The sequence below is a fragment of the Aestuariivita sp. genome, from assembly GCF_049276915.1.
Lineage (GTDB): Bacteria > Pseudomonadota > Alphaproteobacteria > Rhodobacterales > Rhodobacteraceae > Aestuariivita.
In genome coordinates, this window is record NZ_JBASXK010000076.1 from 34,051 (window position 1) to 49,118 (window position 15,068).

13 protein-coding genes are annotated in these 15,068 nt (G+C 63.3%); 5 read left to right on the forward strand and 8 right to left on the reverse strand.

Annotation, left to right across the window (positions count from 1 at the left end; genetic code table 11):
• Positions 1–49: 49 nt before the first annotated feature.
• The 4 genes from WAO69_RS08025 to lpdA all read left to right on the forward strand — a co-directional run bounded on the left by WAO69_RS08025 (position 50) and on the right by lpdA (position 6,443).
• Positions 50–3,010 carry a 2-oxoglutarate dehydrogenase E1 component gene (locus WAO69_RS08025; protein ID WP_422177829.1) on the forward strand — a complete coding sequence of 987 codons (2,961 nt, stop codon included), beginning with the start codon at positions 50–52 and terminating at the stop codon, positions 3,008–3,010.
• Positions 3,011–3,015: 5 nt separating this feature from the next.
• Positions 3,016–4,503: a 2-oxoglutarate dehydrogenase complex dihydrolipoyllysine-residue succinyltransferase gene (gene odhB / locus WAO69_RS08030; RefSeq protein ID WP_422177831.1), complete on the forward strand. Its 1,488-nt coding sequence runs from the start codon at positions 3,016–3,018 to the stop codon at positions 4,501–4,503.
• Positions 4,504–4,582: 79 nt separating this feature from the next.
• Positions 4,583–4,978: an MAPEG family protein gene (locus tag WAO69_RS08035; RefSeq protein WP_422177833.1), complete on the forward strand. Its 396-nt coding sequence runs from the start codon at positions 4,583–4,585 to the stop codon at positions 4,976–4,978.
• 76 nt (positions 4,979–5,054) lie between these two features.
• Entirely contained in the window at positions 5,055–6,443 is a 1,389-nt protein-coding gene (lpdA, locus tag WAO69_RS08040) for a dihydrolipoyl dehydrogenase (protein WP_422177835.1), read from the forward strand.
• Positions 6,444–6,519: 76 nt separating this feature from the next.
• On the opposite strand, the gene WAO69_RS08045 is transcribed toward lpdA, so the two are convergent.
• Genes WAO69_RS08045 through WAO69_RS08060 form a run of 4 tightly spaced genes read right to left on the reverse strand, consistent with a single transcriptional unit; the run spans position 6,520 to position 9,422 of the window.
• Positions 6,520–7,122 carry a pyridoxamine 5'-phosphate oxidase family protein gene (locus WAO69_RS08045; RefSeq protein ID WP_422177837.1) on the reverse strand — a complete coding sequence of 201 codons (603 nt, stop codon included), beginning with the start codon at positions 7,120–7,122 and terminating at the stop codon, positions 6,520–6,522.
• On the reverse strand, positions 7,106–7,849 hold the full coding sequence (locus tag WAO69_RS08050) for a lysophospholipid acyltransferase family protein (protein ID WP_422177839.1): 744 nt from the start codon (positions 7,847–7,849) through the stop codon (positions 7,106–7,108). Before WAO69_RS08050 ends, WAO69_RS08045 begins: the two co-directional genes overlap by 17 nt.
• On the reverse strand, positions 7,849–8,748 hold the full coding sequence (locus tag WAO69_RS08055) for a cell division protein FtsX (protein WP_422177841.1): 900 nt from the start codon (positions 8,746–8,748) through the stop codon (positions 7,849–7,851). The genes WAO69_RS08050 and WAO69_RS08055 overlap by 1 nt, the downstream gene beginning before the upstream one ends.
• The gene (locus WAO69_RS08060; RefSeq protein ID WP_422177843.1) at positions 8,745–9,422 is read right to left on the reverse strand and encodes a cell division ATP-binding protein FtsE; all 678 of its coding nucleotides are present in this window, start codon (positions 9,420–9,422) and stop codon (positions 8,745–8,747) included. The genes WAO69_RS08055 and WAO69_RS08060 overlap by 4 nt, the downstream gene beginning before the upstream one ends.
• A gap of 193 nt (positions 9,423–9,615) precedes the next feature.
• Between WAO69_RS08060 and WAO69_RS08065 the strand changes: the two genes are divergently transcribed.
• Positions 9,616–10,491: a zinc-ribbon domain-containing protein gene (locus WAO69_RS08065; protein WP_422177845.1), complete on the forward strand. Its 876-nt coding sequence runs from the start codon at positions 9,616–9,618 to the stop codon at positions 10,489–10,491.
• 46 nt (positions 10,492–10,537) lie between these two features.
• Here the strand turns inward: WAO69_RS08065 and WAO69_RS08070 are convergent, their stop codons facing one another.
• From WAO69_RS08070 to WAO69_RS08085, 4 genes are read right to left on the reverse strand one after another with little or no spacing between them, the layout of a single operon-like run.
• The gene (locus WAO69_RS08070) at positions 10,538–13,171 is read right to left on the reverse strand and encodes a TIGR02302 family protein (RefSeq protein ID WP_422177847.1); all 2,634 of its coding nucleotides are present in this window, start codon (positions 13,169–13,171) and stop codon (positions 10,538–10,540) included.
• A 35-nt stretch (positions 13,172–13,206) separates the two neighbouring features.
• A complete protein-coding gene (gene lysA, locus WAO69_RS08075) occupies positions 13,207–14,472 on the reverse strand; it encodes a diaminopimelate decarboxylase (protein WP_422177849.1) in 1,266 nt (421 codons plus the stop codon).
• 4 nt (positions 14,473–14,476) lie between these two features.
• The gene (locus tag WAO69_RS08080; RefSeq protein WP_422177851.1) at positions 14,477–14,794 is read right to left on the reverse strand and encodes a DUF2834 domain-containing protein; all 318 of its coding nucleotides are present in this window, start codon (positions 14,792–14,794) and stop codon (positions 14,477–14,479) included.
• Positions 14,795–14,799: 5 nt separating this feature from the next.
• Positions 14,800–15,015, reverse strand: coding sequence for a hypothetical protein (locus WAO69_RS08085; protein ID WP_422177853.1), 216 nt, complete (start codon positions 15,013–15,015; stop codon positions 14,800–14,802).
• Positions 15,016–15,068: the final 53 nt, after the last annotated feature.

Sequence of the window (15,068 nt, forward strand, 5' to 3'; positions counted from 1 at the left end):
CTTGCCCCCGCCCACATACCCCCGGTCCCAACCCAACACAGGCACCCCAATGACCGAACAAAGCCCCAACGACGTCTTCCACGCCTCGTCCTTCATGCAAGGGCATAACGCGGAATACCTTGAACAGATGTATGCCCGCTTTGCCAACGACCCCAACGCGGTCGACGAAAGCTGGGCCGAGTTCTTCCGCCAGCTTGGCGATACCGAGATCGACGTCAAACGCGAGGCCGAGGGCCCCTCATGGGCGCGCCGCGACTGGCCGCCGGTTCCCTCTGACGATCTGACCCACGCGCTGACCGGCGAATGGGCCGAGGCCACCGGCGAGCTGCAGGCCGCAGGCGAAAAGATCAAGGCCAAGGCAGCCGAGACCGGCGTCTCAGTCACCGACGAGCAGATCAAGCGCGCGGTTCTGGATTCCATCCGCGCCCTGATGCTGATCCGGGCCTATCGGATCCGGGGCCATCTGGTGGCCGATCTGGATCCGCTGGGCATGCGCGACCAGACCACCCATCCCGAACTGGACCCGCGCACCTATGGCTTTGGCGATGCGGATATGGATCGCCCGATCTTCATCGACAATGTGCTGGGTCTGCAAACCGCCTCCATGCGTCAGATCGTCGAAATCGTGAAACGCACCTATTGCGGCACCTTTGCGCTGCAATACATGCACATCTCGGACCCCGAGCAAGCCGCCTGGCTGAAAGAGCGCATCGAAGGCTATGGCAAGGAAATCGCCTTCACCCGTGAAGGGCGCAAGGCGATCCTGAACAAGCTGGTCGAAGCCGAGGGCTTCGAGAAATTCCTTCATGTCAAATACATGGGCACCAAACGCTTCGGCCTTGATGGTGGCGAGGCGCTGATCCCGGCGATGGAGCAGATCATCAAGCGCGGAGGCGCGCTGGGTCTCAAGGAGATCGTGATCGGCATGCCCCACCGTGGCCGCCTGTCGGTTCTGGCCAATGTGATGCGCAAACCCTATCGCGCGATCTTCAACGAGTTTCAGGGCGGCAGTTTCAAACCCGAAGATGTCGATGGCTCGGGCGATGTGAAATACCACCTCGGAGCCTCATCGGACCGCGACTTTGACGGCAACTCGGTGCACCTGTCGCTGACCGCCAACCCCTCGCATCTCGAAGCGGTGAACCCGGTCGTTCTGGGCAAGGTGCGCGCCAAACAGGACCAGTTGAACGACCGCGACCGCACGGCGGTGATGGCCGTGCTGCTGCACGGCGATGCGGCCTTTGCCGGCCAGGGCGTCGTGGCCGAAGGCTTTGGCCTGTCGGGCCTGCGCGGCCACAAGACCGGCGGCACCATGCATATCGTCGTGAACAACCAGATCGGCTTTACCACCGCCCCGCATTTCTCGCGCTCCTCGCCCTATCCGACCGATATCGCGCTGATGGTCGAAGCCCCGATCTTTCACGTCAACGGCGATGACCCCGAGGCCGTGGTGCATGCCGCCAAGGTCGCCACCGAGTTCCGCCAGAAGTTCCAGAAGGACGTGGTGCTGGATATCTTCTGCTATCGCCGGTTCGGTCACAACGAGGGCGACGAGCCCATGTTCACCAACCCGATCATGTACAACAAGATCAAGTCGCACAAAACCACGCTGGCGCTTTACACCGAACGCCTCGTCAAGGACGGCCTCATTCCCGAGGGCGAGATCGAGGATATGAAAACCGCCTTCCAGGCCCATCTCAACGATGAGTTCGAAGCCGGCAAGAACTATAAACCCAACCGGGCCGACTGGCTTGACGGGCGCTGGTCGCACCTGGATCGCAACAAGGACGACTATGTACGCGGCGACACCGCCATCCCGCCCGAAACGCTGACCCAGATCGGCACCGCCCTCACCCGCGTCCCCGAGGGTTTCCCGCTGCACAAGACCGTGGGCCGCCTGCTGGAAAACCGCGCCCAGATGTTCGAAACCGGCGAGAATTTCGACTGGGCCACAGGCGAAGCGCTGGCCTTCGGCTCGCTGCTCACCGAAGGCTACCCGGTGCGCCTTGCCGGCCAGGACTCCACGCGCGGCACCTTCTCCCAGCGCCATTCCGGGATCATCAACCAGCAAACCGAAGAGCGTTACTTCCCCCTCAACAACATCCGCGAGGGGCAGGCTCAGTTCGACGTGATCGACTCCATGCTCAGCGAATATGCCGTGCTTGGCTTTGAATACGGCTATTCGCTGGCCGAACCCAACGCCCTTACCCTCTGGGAGGCGCAATTCGGCGATTTCGCCAATGGCGCGCAGATCATGTTCGATCAGTTCCTCTCATCGGGCGAAAGCAAATGGCTGCGCATGTCCGGGCTGGTCTGCCTGCTGCCGCACGGCTTCGAAGGCCAGGGCCCCGAACATTCCTCGGCCCGGCTCGAACGCTTCCTGCAGCAATGCGGACAGGACAACTGGATCGTGGCCAATTGCACCACACCGGCCAACTATTTCCACATCCTGCGCCGCCAGCTGCACCGCGACTTCCGCAAGCCGCTGATCCTGATGACGCCGAAATCGCTGCTGCGCCACAAGCTCGCCGTTTCGCGGACCGAGGATTTCACCACCGGATCCTCCTTCCACCGCGTTCTGTGGGACGATGCCGAACGCGGCAATTCCGACACCAAGCTGAAACCGGATGACAAGATCAAACGCGTGATCATGTGCTCGGGCAAAGTCTATTTCGACCTGCTCGAGGAACGCGACGCGCGCGGCATCGACGACATCTACCTGCTGCGCGTGGAACAGTTCTATCCCTTCCCCGCCATCAGCCTCGTGAAGGAACTGGAACGCTTCAAACAGGCCGAGATGGTCTGGTGCCAGGAAGAACCCAAGAACCAAGGTGCCTGGACCTTCATCGAACCCAATATCGAATGGGTGCTCAGCCGCATCGACGCCCAGTACAAACGCCCGGTTTACGTCGGCCGCGCCACCTCTGCCTCGCCCGCCACGGGTCTGGCCAGCCAACACAAAGCCCAACAAGACGCGCTCGTGAACGAAGCGCTGACGATTGAAGGATAAACGAGATGACCATCGAAGTCCGCGTGCCCACCCTGGGCGAATCCGTGACCGAAGCGACCGTCGCCACCTGGTTCAAGAAACCCGGAGATGCCGTGGCCGTGGATGAAATGCTCTGCGAGCTGGAAACCGACAAGGTCACCGTCGAAGTGCCCAGCCCCGTGGCCGGCACCATGGGCGATATCGTCGCCGGCGAAGGTGACACCGTCGGCGTCGACGCGCTGCTGGCCACGATTGCCGAAGGCGCCGGTGCCCCCGTGGGCGATCCGCCGGCCGCCAGATCCGCCCCGGCGGCCAAGGGCGGCAGCGTCGATGTGATGGTTCCCACCTTGGGAGAATCCGTCACCGAAGCCACGGTTTCGACCTGGTTCAAAGCCGTGGGCGACACGGTCGCGCAGGACGAAATGCTCTGTGAGCTGGAGACCGACAAGGTCTCGGTCGAAGTGCCCGCCCCCGCCGCGGGCGTGCTGGTGGAAATCAGCGCCCCCGAAGGCACCACCGTCGAGGCCTCTGGCAAACTGGCGGTGATCTCCACCTCGGGCAAGATCCCGGCGACCCCGGCCACCGCCCCGGCCGCCTCGGCTCCCGCGGCTGCCACCACTGGCAAGGATGTGGCTAACGCGCCCTCCGCTCAGAAAGCCATGGCCGAGGCCGGTCTCGACCCCGCTCAGGTCACAGGCTCGGGCCGCGACGGCCGCATCATGAAAGAGGACGTCGCCAAAGCCGCCGCTGCCGCTCCGGCCCCGGCCACCCCGGTCGCCGCCGCCCCGCGCGCCCCGGTCGCCGCCGAGGATGCCGCACGCGAGGAGCGGGTGAAAATGACCCGCCTGCGCCAGACCATCGCGCGCCGCCTCAAGGATGCCCAGAACACGGCGGCAATCCTGACCACCTATAACGAGGTGGACATGGGTGCCTGCATGGAGCTGCGCAAAACCTACAAGGACGCGTTCGAGCAGAAGCACGGCGTCAAACTGGGCTTCATGTCCTTCTTCACCAAAGCCTGCTGCCACGCCCTGCGCGAAGTCCCCGAGGTCAATGCCGAGATCGACGGCACCGACATTGTCTACAAGAACTTCGTCCACATGGGCATCGCCGCCGGCACCCCGCAAGGCCTGGTGGTCCCGGTGATCCGCGACGCCGACCGCATGAGCTTTGCCGAAATCGAAAAAGCCATCGCCGAAAAGGGAAAACGGGCGCGCGACGGCAAGCTCTCCATGGCCGAAATGCAGGGCGGCACCTTCACCATCTCCAACGGTGGCGTCTATGGCTCGCTGATGTCCTCACCGATCCTGAACCCGCCACAATCGGGTATCCTCGGCATGCACAAGATCCAGGACCGCCCCATGGTCGTGGGCGGGCAGATCGTGATCCGCCCGATGATGTACCTGGCGCTGTCTTACGACCACCGCATCGTCGACGGCAAGGGCGCCGTCACCTTCCTTGTGCGCGTGAAAGAGGCGCTGGAAGATCCCCGCCGGCTGTTGATGGATTTGTAAATCGGGTGCCGGGCCAGGGCCCGGCATCCCCGAACGCCGTAGGGCGGGATTCATCCCGCCACGGACAAAGAGCCAGGTCATGACCCCCGAACTCACCGCCCTCACCCTCGCCGCCCTGTTTCAGATCGGGCAATTCGTGCTGTTTGCGATTCCGGCGAACCGCGATCTCGGCCCCGGATACACCTCCGGGCCACGCGACCGGCCTCCCTCGCGCGACCTGTCGGTGATGACGGGCCGCCTGCAGCGGGCGCTCAACAACCATTTCGAGGGGCTGATCCTCTTCACCATCGCCTGCGTGGTCGTCACGCTGGGCGAAGCCTCAACGCCGTTCACCGCCGGCTGCGCCTGGGCCTATCTGGGCGCGCGCGTGCTCTACCTGCCGGCCTATGCCTTCGGCTGGCGGCCCTGGCGTTCGATCATCTGGGCGGTGGGGTTTTTCGCCACGCTCTTCATGCTGATCGCAGCCCTGCTGTGATCTTCATCTTGCTCCAAATATTCCCGGGGGTCCGGGGGCAGCGCCCCCGGCTCCGCCAGACAAAAGGACCAACGCTATGGCAAATTATGACGTGATCATCATCGGCTCTGGCCCCGGCGGCTATGTCTGTGCCATCCGCTGCGCGCAACTGGGCCTCAAGGTGGCCTGTGTCGAAGGCCGCGAAACCCTGGGCGGCACCTGCCTCAACGTGGGCTGCATCCCCTCCAAGGCCCTGCTGCACGCCTCGCATATGCTGCATGAGGCGGAACACAACTTTGCCGCCATGGGCCTGAAAGGCAAATCCCCCACGGTCGACTGGAAACAGATGCTCGCCTATAAGGACGACACCATTGCCCAGAACACCAAGGGTATCGAATTTCTGTTCAAGAAGAACAAGATAGACTGGATCAAAGGCTGGGCCACGATCCCCGCCGCAGGCCAGGTCAAGGTCGCTGACACCATCCACACAGCCAGCAACATCATCATCGCATCCGGCTCCGAACCCGCCGCATTGCCCGGCGTCGAGATCGACGAAAAGACCGTCGTGACCTCCACAGGCGCGCTGGAACTGGGCAAGGTTCCCAAACATCTGGCGGTGATCGGCGCAGGCGTGATCGGCCTCGAACTCGGCTCGGTCTACAAGCGCCTCGGCTCGAAGGTCACGGTCGTGGAATACCTCGACGTGGTCACCCCCGGCATGGATGGCGAAGTCCAGAAAACCTTCCAAAGGTTGCTTGCTAAACAAGGGCTCAACTTCATCATGGGTGCTGCCGTCCAAAAGGTGGAAACAACCAGATCCAAAGCCACACTCACCTATAAACTGCGCAAGGATGACAGTGAGCACACGCTGGATGCCGACGTCGTCCTTGTCGCCACCGGCCGGCGCCCCTATACCGACGGGCTCGGCCTCGACGCACTCGGCATCGACACCTCCCCGCGTGGCCAGATCAAGGTCGGCAAGGACTGGCAAACCAACATCCCCGGCATCTATGCGATCGGCGATTGCATCGACGGCCCGATGCTGGCCCACAAGGCCGAAGACGAAGGCATGGCCGCCGCCGAACAGGTGGCGGGCAAACATGGCCATGTGAACTATGGCGTGATTCCCGGCGTGATCTACACCCACCCCGAAGTCGCCAATGTCGGAGAGACCGAGGAATCCCTGAAAGAACGGGGATGCAGCTACAAGGTCGGAAAGTTCTCCTTCATGGGCAACGGACGCGCCAAAGCCAATTTCGCCGCCGACGGTTTCGTCAAGATCCTCGCCGACAAGAACAGCGATCGCATCCTGGGGGCCCATATCATCGGCCCCGCCGCCGGCGATCTGATCCATGAAATCTGCGTCGCGATGGAGTTCGGTGCCTCCGCCGAAGACCTGGCCATGACCTGCCACGCCCACCCGACCTATTCGGAAGCCGTGCGCGAAGCCGCCCTTGCCTGCGGCGACGGCCCCATCCACAGCTGACCAGGGCCTTCGGGCCCACCGGCTTCTTTCTGGTCTGAAATACCCCGGGGGGTTCGGGGGGTAGAACCCCCCGGCGCTACCACATGGTGCGCAGCGCCCGCGCATGCCAGGCCGCATCATAGGGCGCGCCGCCCTCTGCGCCCTGGCTGATCTCGGCCAGAATCTCGCCCGGCGTCGGCAGGCCCGCGCTGTCATCGCGCGTCCACAGACCCGCGCGCATCAGGGCACGGGCGCATTGCGTATAGACTTCGGATATCGCGATCACGATCACCGTGGCAGGCTGGCGATCATTGCGCTCAAACCGGGCCCGAAGCGCTGCATCCGATGTCAGCCGCGCCTGCCCGTTCGCCCGCACAACCGTGTTCGACCCGGGCACCATGAACATCAGTGACACACGCCCGTCCAGCACGATATTGCGCAATGAATCCAGACGGTTGTTACCCCGCCAATCGGGCATCGCCAGGGTGCCCGGATCCAGTTCCAGAACCACCGGGCCATCATCTCCGCGCGGGCTGCCATCGCTGCCATCAGGTCCGACCGTGGTCAGCATGCAAAACCGCGAGGCCATGATCCACTGCCGGTAAAGCGGTGTAAGCTGGCCCGCCACCTTGCGCAGCGCCGGCGCTCCCGGGCTGCCATAAAGCGCTTCCAGAGCCTCGATACTATCGATGTGATCCATCTGCCTGAAACCCCGCCTCCGCCATCAGAGCATCCGAACGCGTCTCGACCGCCTGCTCCAGATCGGCCATGAATTGCAGCCGATCCTTGCCCGGCGCGACCGGCTCGAGGAATTCCACGACCGCAAGGCCCGGGTTGCGCAGGATACCCTTGCGCGGCCAGAACAGACCGACATTTGTCGCCGCCGGCACGCAGGTCTGGTCCAGCTCCTGATAGAGCACGCCGGTGCCCACCTTGTAGGGCACCTTGTCGCCCGGCGCGACGCGCGTGCCCTGGGAATAGATGATCAACTGGCCCGGATCGGAGAACTCGCGCGCCACGTCCCGCACCATCTTGGCAATCGCCGCACCGCGCTTGCCGCGATTGACCGGCACACATCCAAGGCGCTTGGCATAGATCCCGATGACCGGCGTCCAGAGCAGCTCACGCTTCATGATGAATTTTCCACGCGGCACGGCGTTGAAGATCATCATGATGTCCAGAAAGGATTGATGTTTGGCCGCGATCATCACTTCGCCGGTGGGCACGACACCGCGCACTTCGGTGCGGATGCCCACCATCCAGCGCGCAGTCCAGAACACCCAGCGGCAATAGGTCTTGCAGGCCGCAAAGGCCCCGTTGCGCGACACCAGAGCATAGGGCGCAAACAGCAGGCCGATCACCAGCATCGCCAGATAGATCTGCACCACATAGATCAGGGAAACGACCCAGCGTATCGCAAATGGCATCAGCTCAACCCCCTGAGCGTGCGCCCGGCCGCATAGCGCGTTGCACCAAAGGCCACGACGGCTCCCAGAACCGGGATCAACAGCGGTGCGAACCAGCCCATGCCCTCAAAGCCAAGCCCCGTGAGGAAATCGCCGGCCTCGGATGTGGACGGCAAGAGAGACACGGCAAGAACGCCCGCCAGCATGCCAACCGTCGCCCCGATCAGCGCGCGCAGGGTAAAGCGGCGCACGAAGGCGCGCGCGATGGTGCTGTCGCGTGCGCCCACCAGCCGCATCACCTCGATGACCTGCCCATTGGCCGAAAGGGCCGAATTGGCCGCCAGCGTGATCATCGCCGCCATCGCACCGGTGATCAGAAGGATCGAAAAGAACCCCAGCCTGCGCAGCGTGCCGGCAGCCTCCACTAGGGGGCGGCGCCAGCGCGTATGGTCATCCAGAACCGCACCGGGCACCTCGGCCGACAACCGCAGGCGCAGCCCCTGCGCATCATAGCCCTCGGCGGTCTCGATCACTTCGATCAGGCGCGGCACCGGAAGTTGATCCAGCGGCAGATCCGCTCCGAACCACGGCGCCAGCAGCGCGGACTGTTCCGCATCGCTCAGCGCGCGGGCGCTGGCCACGCCCGGGGTCTGGCGCAGCACGCGCAACGCCGCATCGGTCTGCGTGATCATCTGATCGGCGGGGGCACTGATGCGCAACGTGGCACTGCGCGCCAGTTCCTCGGCCCAGCGATCCGCAAGACGTCCCGCCGCCAGAGACAGCGCCAAGGCGAACACCGCCAGAAAGGCCATCGCCCCGGCGGCGAACAGCGTGAGATTTGCGGTAAACCCGGTCGGTGGCACCACGCGGTCTGCATGGTTGTCCGGGGCCAGCACCGAAGTCAGGTTGCTCAGGTTCACAGATCCGCCCCCGCAAGCTGGAGGCGACGGTTCGAGATGCGCAGCACGCGGGCCTGCACCTGCGCCTTGGCCGCGCGGATCAGTTGCAGATCATGGCTGGCGATCAGAACGGTTTTGCCCATCCGGTTCAGTTCCACCAGCAAATGCAGCAGGCGCTGGGACATCTCCCAATCGACATTGCCCGTCGGCTCATCTGCAAGGATCACATCCGGTGACATGATCAGCGCACGCGCCAGAGCGGCCCTCTGCCTTTCCCCACCAGACAGCTCTGGCGGCAGGGCACTGGCCCGATCATTCAGCCCGACCCAGGACATGAGCTCGGACAGGTTTCCCGCCGCCTGTGCCAGATCACGCCCCGACACCGTGAGGGGAAGCGCGATGTTTTCATCGACCGGAAAATGATCCAGAAACCGGCAATCCTGATGCACGACACCGATGCGCCGGCGCATCAGCGCTATCTGGTCGCGATCCAGACTGCGCATTTCGGTGTCAAATACCTTCACGCTGCCCGCCGTGGCCAAAAGCGCGCCATAACACAGCTTGAGCAGCGTTGTTTTTCCAGACCCCGATGGCCCGGTCAGAAAGTGAAACGAACCCGGCTGCAAGCGCACCGAGATGTCGCTCAACAACTCACCTCCGCCATAGCTATAGGCTACATTTTCCAGCTCGATCACGTGCGCCGCTTCCTTGGATGGTTCGACCTGTTGTGCCTGAGAGACTGCCCGGATTCAATCCGTCTTGGGCAGATCGGCAACGCTGGGAAAGACTTGCCAATTGCACCCTTTTTTCTTTTGCCGTAAACACCTATGCTCAAATAAAAAGAAACTTGGGTAGGCAAAACAGTAGTTTTTGCAACGAGAGGGCAGGATGCGGCTGACATGTCCGAATTGCGGCGCGCAATACGAAGTACCCGATGATGTAATCCCGAAGGATGGACGGGATGTGCAATGTTCCAATTGCGGAACAACGTGGTTTCAGCCGCATGGCGATGCCATGAACCCCGAACCGACCCGGCCCGATCCCGAGGAACTGCGCAGCGCGCTCGCAGATCTGGGCGAGACCCCTCCCGAACCCGAATCCCACAAGGCAGACCTCGCCGATGAGGTCCATCACGAGGACGAGGATAAGGGCGATGACACCGCCACCATGCCCGATCAGACCCCGTCACCTGCGCCCGCACCGGCGCGGCGCAGCCTTGACCCCGAGGTCACCGACATCCTGAAGGAAGAAGCCGAGCATGAGGCCCAGTTGCGCGCCCGAGAAAGCTCGAGCCTGGAAACACAACCTGATCTGGGGCTCGACGATACTGCGGATGATGCCGAGCGTCGCGCCTATGAGGCACGCAGCCGTATGGAGCGGCTGAAAGGCCCCGACGCGGACATGAAAGTCGAGGAGGCGGTTGCAGCCGCCGCAGCCGCAGCCGCGGCGACCGCGCAACCATCCCGGCGGGATCGGTTGCCCGATATTGATGAGATCAATTCAAGCCTGCGCCCCTCCAACGCCCCCGCAGGGGTTCAGGATCACGACAGGGGCGCGATGGACGACGAACCGCGCAAAAGCGGTTTCGCCCGTGGCTTTGCCATTCCATTGCTGATCATGGTCATTCTGGTGCTGATCTATGCGAACGCCCCGCGCATCGCCGAGGCGGTTCCGGCGCTGGGGTCCGCATTGAATTCCTATGTGCTGGCAGTGGATCAGCTGCGCATGTGGCTCAATGAGCAACTCAGCGCGTTCATGCCCTGACGAACTGACGTGCCGCCCCTTGGGCGACACGCTGCATGCTCTGGCATCAGAACCGTTCAAGCAACCGCTTGAGATAATCCAATTCGACATCCGGGCGTTCCCCGTCGCCTGAACGGCGGCGGATCTCGTCCAGCAGGTCGCGCGCGCGGCGATAGACGTCCTCGCCCTGCAACAGGCCCTCGTCGGTCCCGATAGTGCCGTTCGATCCGGCGTTGCGGCCCAGCGGATCACGGTTCTGGCCGCGCATGTCCGCGCCTTCCATACCCTGACCCGGCTGGCCTTCCTGCTGTTGCTGAGCCATGGCTTCGCCCAGTGAACGCATGCCTTCACGCAGGGCCTCCATGGCTTCGGACTGCTGGTCGATCGCTTCGGCCAGGTTATCGCCGCGCAGCGCCTCTTCGGCACCTTCCATGGCACGCCCCGCGCGGTCCAGAGCGTCGCGTGCCGCGTCGCCTTCGGCGGTGCCCGCACCGGGCAACTGGCCCTGTTGGCGGCGCAGTTCATCACGCAATTCGCGCTGGCGCTGCGCAAGGTTTTCCTCAAGCCCGCCTTCGCCGCCGTTTTCACCGTTCTGACCGGGTTGTTGATTGCCCTGCCCCTGCCCCTGCGCCTGACCCTGACCCTGCTGTTGTCCCTGGCCTTCGCCGCTCTGGCCCTCGTGCTGAACTCCGCGACCCTGACCGCCACTGCGGCCTTCATTGCCTTCATTCTCACCCGCGTTTGCGCCGGGATTGAACTGTTCCTGCAGATCGCGGAACGCCTGATCCGACAGGCCCTGCTGTTCGCGCAGCGTCTCGGCCAGACCTTCCATGGCGCGCTGACCCTCGGACTGGCCGCTCTGGCCCTGCCCTTGCGTGACGCGCATGTTTTCCATCATCCGCTGGAATTCCTCCAGCGCCTGCTGGGCTTCAGCCATGCGGCCCTGCTCCATCAGCTCCTGAATCCGGTCCATCATGCGTTGCAGATCGTCCTGCGTCATCTGCATCGCGTTTTCGCCGCTTTGTTGCTGACCCTGCTCGCCCTGCTGGCCGTCCTGCTGGGCCTGACGAGACAACTGGCGCATGTAGTCATCCGTTGCTTCGCGCAGTTCCTGCATCAACTCGGCGATCTCCTGATCCGAAGCACCGTTGCGCATGGCTTCGCTCAGCCGCTCCTGCGCGCGCCGCATGCGTTCCAAAGCATCGCTCAGATCGCCCTCCTCAAGCAGAACAGCCAGATCCCACAGGGCCGCGGCGATCTCGTCGCGCACCTCGGGGGTCAGACCGATCTGCGTCTGCGTCTCAAGGCGCCGCAGGATCACCCGCAAGCGCAGATAGGCGGTTTCCGAGCGGAAAAGCCCATCAGGCCGGTGCGAGACCGCCCGCAAGACCTGAGACACACGCGTTGCATTCTCGCGCGTCCACAGCAGATCGCGGCGCTGTTCGGCGACAGTTGCGGCCATCGGATCAAAGAACCGGCGCGCCGGAAGCGGTGTCGCGACCGGTTCGCCGATCGTGGTATTGCCCGCCGCATCGCTGGCCGACAACGAGATGGTGACCGGCAGGTTCGCCCATGGGTGCTGAGAGAAATCCTCGATCAGGTTTTCCGTGAAGGCGTCGCGATCACCGGCGATCGGCATGGGCAACGGAAGCGTGATGCTCTCGCGTGCTTCGGGCTCCGTCGCCAACCCATAGCGCCGCTGCACCGCAGCCAGATCCAGAGAAATCACCGCTTCGCCCATTTCCACGCCATAGTCATCGCTGGCCGTGAAGGGCAAAGTCATCTCACCCATCGCGCCGGCTTCGGCGATGCCCGAGACTGCGATCTCGGGGGCTGCATCTTCGATCATCACGACGCTCCAGCCGCGCCCGCCGGGACCATTGATGCTCAGTTCACCGTCACGGGCGATGACGAAATCCTGCACCGGATCAGCAGCGGAAGGCACCTCGCCAATGCGTCCCGAGACGGTTTCCGCCAGCGTCAGCGCGCCCGGCTCGCCATACATGCGGATGGTGATGCGCGTGCCTTCGGGCAACGAGACCCTCTCATCCGTGATGTCCGGCAGATAGATCGTCGGCAGCCCGGTATAGCGCGGCGGCTCGGCCCAGCCTTCCCAGCTGGGACCGGCGGCCGCCTGCGCGCTGCCCGGTGCCATATCCGCAACCGAGCCCACCCGCAGGATCGAACCGAAGATAAGCGCAACCGCAAAAGCCAGAATGGCCACATAGCGCACCGCAAAGGGGTCGCGTTCGGCAATCCGCAGATTCGGTTTGACCGCGCGCGCCGCTTCCATCCTGCGCGCCATGCGCTGCTGATGGGCGCGCCACACCGCGGCAGAGGCGGCATCGTTCACGCCGATGGCCTGCTGATCCATCAAGGCCTGAATCGGACGTCCCGGCAGGCTTTCGTCCAGCCGGGCCAACGCCTCGGTCCGGGTCGGCACCCGAAAGGCGCGCACCCCATAGCCAAAGGCAACCAATGCCCCAAGGACGGACAGAACCGCTGCGGCCCAGACCGCTTCGACCGCCAGAACATCCTGCAGGCCCAGCATCAGGGCCGCCATGACCAGCATCACGACGGTGAACAGGGGCCAGAAACTGCGCAACGCACGCTCGGCCACCATGCCAAGGCGCGTAAGCGCCAAAGGCAGGCGCAGCTTTCTCAGAACAGGGTCCTGAGCGGACGTTTTGGGTTCGCTCATTGCGGTCTCCGAACCGGCGATAATGCGGGATAGCGTTACAGCCACTCTGGAATGGTATCGCGATTGATCATTTCGTCAAAGGTTGGTCTTGCGCGGATAACCGCGAATTGATCTCCATGCACCAGAACTTCGGGCACCAGAGGGCGCGAATTGTACTCGCTGGCCATCACCGCGCCATAGGCTCCGGCGCTGCGGAAGGCCACAAGGTCGCCCGATGCCAGCGGTGGCATCATGCGCTGGCGCGCGAAGGTATCGCCCGATTCGCAGACAGGACCGACGATGTCGAAAGGCACCTGCTCGGCCCCGGCCTCGGGTTCGACCACAGGAATGATGTCGTGATAGGCCTCGTACATGGCCGGACGGATCAGGTCATTCATGGCCCCGTCAAGGATCAGGAAATCCCGCCCTTCACCGGATTTCACATAGATGACTTCGCTCACCAGAATGCCCGCATTTCCCACGATCAGACGGCCCGGCTCGATCTCGATTTCACAGCCCAGGTGGCCTACGGTGCGTTCCACAAGCGCGCCGTACTCGGATGGCAAAGGCGGAGCCAGGTTGCTGCGCTCATAGGGAATACCCAGCCCGCCCCCCAGATCCAGACGGCGGATATCATGCCCGTCGGCCCGCAGAACCCCGGTCAGTTCCGCCACCTTCTTATAGGCCAGCTCATAAGGTGCGAGGTCGGTCAACTGGCTGCCGATATGCACATCGATGCCGATCACCTCGAGGCCGGGCAGCGATGCGGCAAGGGCATAGACCTCACGCGCGCGCGCAATCGGAATGCCGAACTTGTTCTCGGATTTGCCCGTGGCGATCTTGGCATGGGTCTTGGCATCAACATCCGGATTGACGCGAATGGTGATCGGCGCGGTTTTGCCCATTTTCGAGGCAATCGCGCTCAGAAGCTCCATCTCGGGCTCGGATTCGACGTTGAACTGGCGGATCCCACCCTCCAGCGCGAGGCGAATCTCATCCGCCGTCTTGCCCACACCCGAGAAAACGATTCGCTCTCCGGGCACGCCGGCGGCCTTGGCCCTGAGATATTCGCCAGCCGATACCACATCCATCCCCGCCCCCGCCGCGGCAAGGGTCCTGAGGATCGCCTGGTTGCTTGCGGCTTTCATGGCGTAGCACACCAGATGGTCCATCCCCGCAAGCGCTTCGTCGAAAAGGCGGAAGTGGCGCAAGAGCGTCGCGGTGGAATAGACGTAAAACGGCGTGCCGACCTGCGCGGCAATCTCGGCCACGGGCACGTCTTCGGCGTACAGAACCCCGTCGCGATACAGGAAATGATCCATGAGCTCAGGTCACCGGGCGCGAGCGCAAGAACAGGTACAGCGGCAAACCACAGCTGACCCCGATGCAGAAGGTTGCCGGAATGGCGATCAGGCCGATCCAGTTGCGGCGCACGGCAACCTCGGCAATGACGAAGACCGTCAGGGTGACGGCCGCGATCGTCAGATCCCACACCAGTCCGCTGGTGGCCGCATTGACATGCCAGGCATCGACCATGGCCATGATATCAAAGCCATTTTCGTTGAACCACGTGATGAAGTAATACATCGGATGGATTGCGCCCCAGATGGCAAGCGCCAGATAAATCATTCTCAGAGGTGACATGGTGATCAAAATCCCAGCGCCAGTGTGACAGGTCCATTGTTCAAGGCGATGCCGCCAAAGCCACGCGTTCCGCTGTCGCCAACCGCCATTCCCGTCCAGGCCGTCCCGGAAACGGGAACCCCTGTTGTGCCATCGCTTGGCACCGGTTGTTGCGGCTCACCATCGGCACCGCAGGCGCTCAGCACCATGGCGCACAACAGAACTGACGTCACATGTTTCATCACCAACTCCTTGATGCGCCAACGCGGACCGAACCGCTGATGCGGACACCGGA

Bases quoted from the DNA above. Each gene is read 5' to 3' on its own strand.
- WAO69_RS08035 (WP_422177833.1), top strand. From the start codon at position 4,583: ATGACCCCCGAACTCACCGCCCTCACCCTCGCCGCCCTGTTTCAGATC.
- WAO69_RS08025 (WP_422177829.1), top strand. From the start codon at position 50: ATGACCGAACAAAGCCCCAACGACGTCTTCCACGCCTCGTCCTTCATG.
- WAO69_RS08070 (WP_422177847.1), bottom strand. From the start codon at position 13,171: ATGAGCGAACCCAAAACGTCCGCTCAGGACCCTGTTCTGAGAAAGCTG.
- WAO69_RS08065 (WP_422177845.1), top strand. From the start codon at position 9,616: ATGCGGCTGACATGTCCGAATTGCGGCGCGCAATACGAAGTACCCGAT.
- WAO69_RS08085 (WP_422177853.1), bottom strand. From the start codon at position 15,015: ATGAAACATGTGACGTCAGTTCTGTTGTGCGCCATGGTGCTGAGCGCC.
- lpdA (WP_422177835.1), top strand. From the start codon at position 5,055: ATGGCAAATTATGACGTGATCATCATCGGCTCTGGCCCCGGCGGCTAT.
- WAO69_RS08050 (WP_422177839.1), bottom strand. From the start codon at position 7,849: ATGCCATTTGCGATACGCTGGGTCGTTTCCCTGATCTATGTGGTGCAG.
- lysA (WP_422177849.1), bottom strand. From the start codon at position 14,472: ATGGATCATTTCCTGTATCGCGACGGGGTTCTGTACGCCGAAGACGTG.
- WAO69_RS08080 (WP_422177851.1), bottom strand. From the start codon at position 14,794: ATGTCACCTCTGAGAATGATTTATCTGGCGCTTGCCATCTGGGGCGCA.
- WAO69_RS08045 (WP_422177837.1), bottom strand. From the start codon at position 7,122: ATGGATCACATCGATAGTATCGAGGCTCTGGAAGCGCTTTATGGCAGC.
- odhB (WP_422177831.1), top strand. From the start codon at position 3,016: ATGACCATCGAAGTCCGCGTGCCCACCCTGGGCGAATCCGTGACCGAA.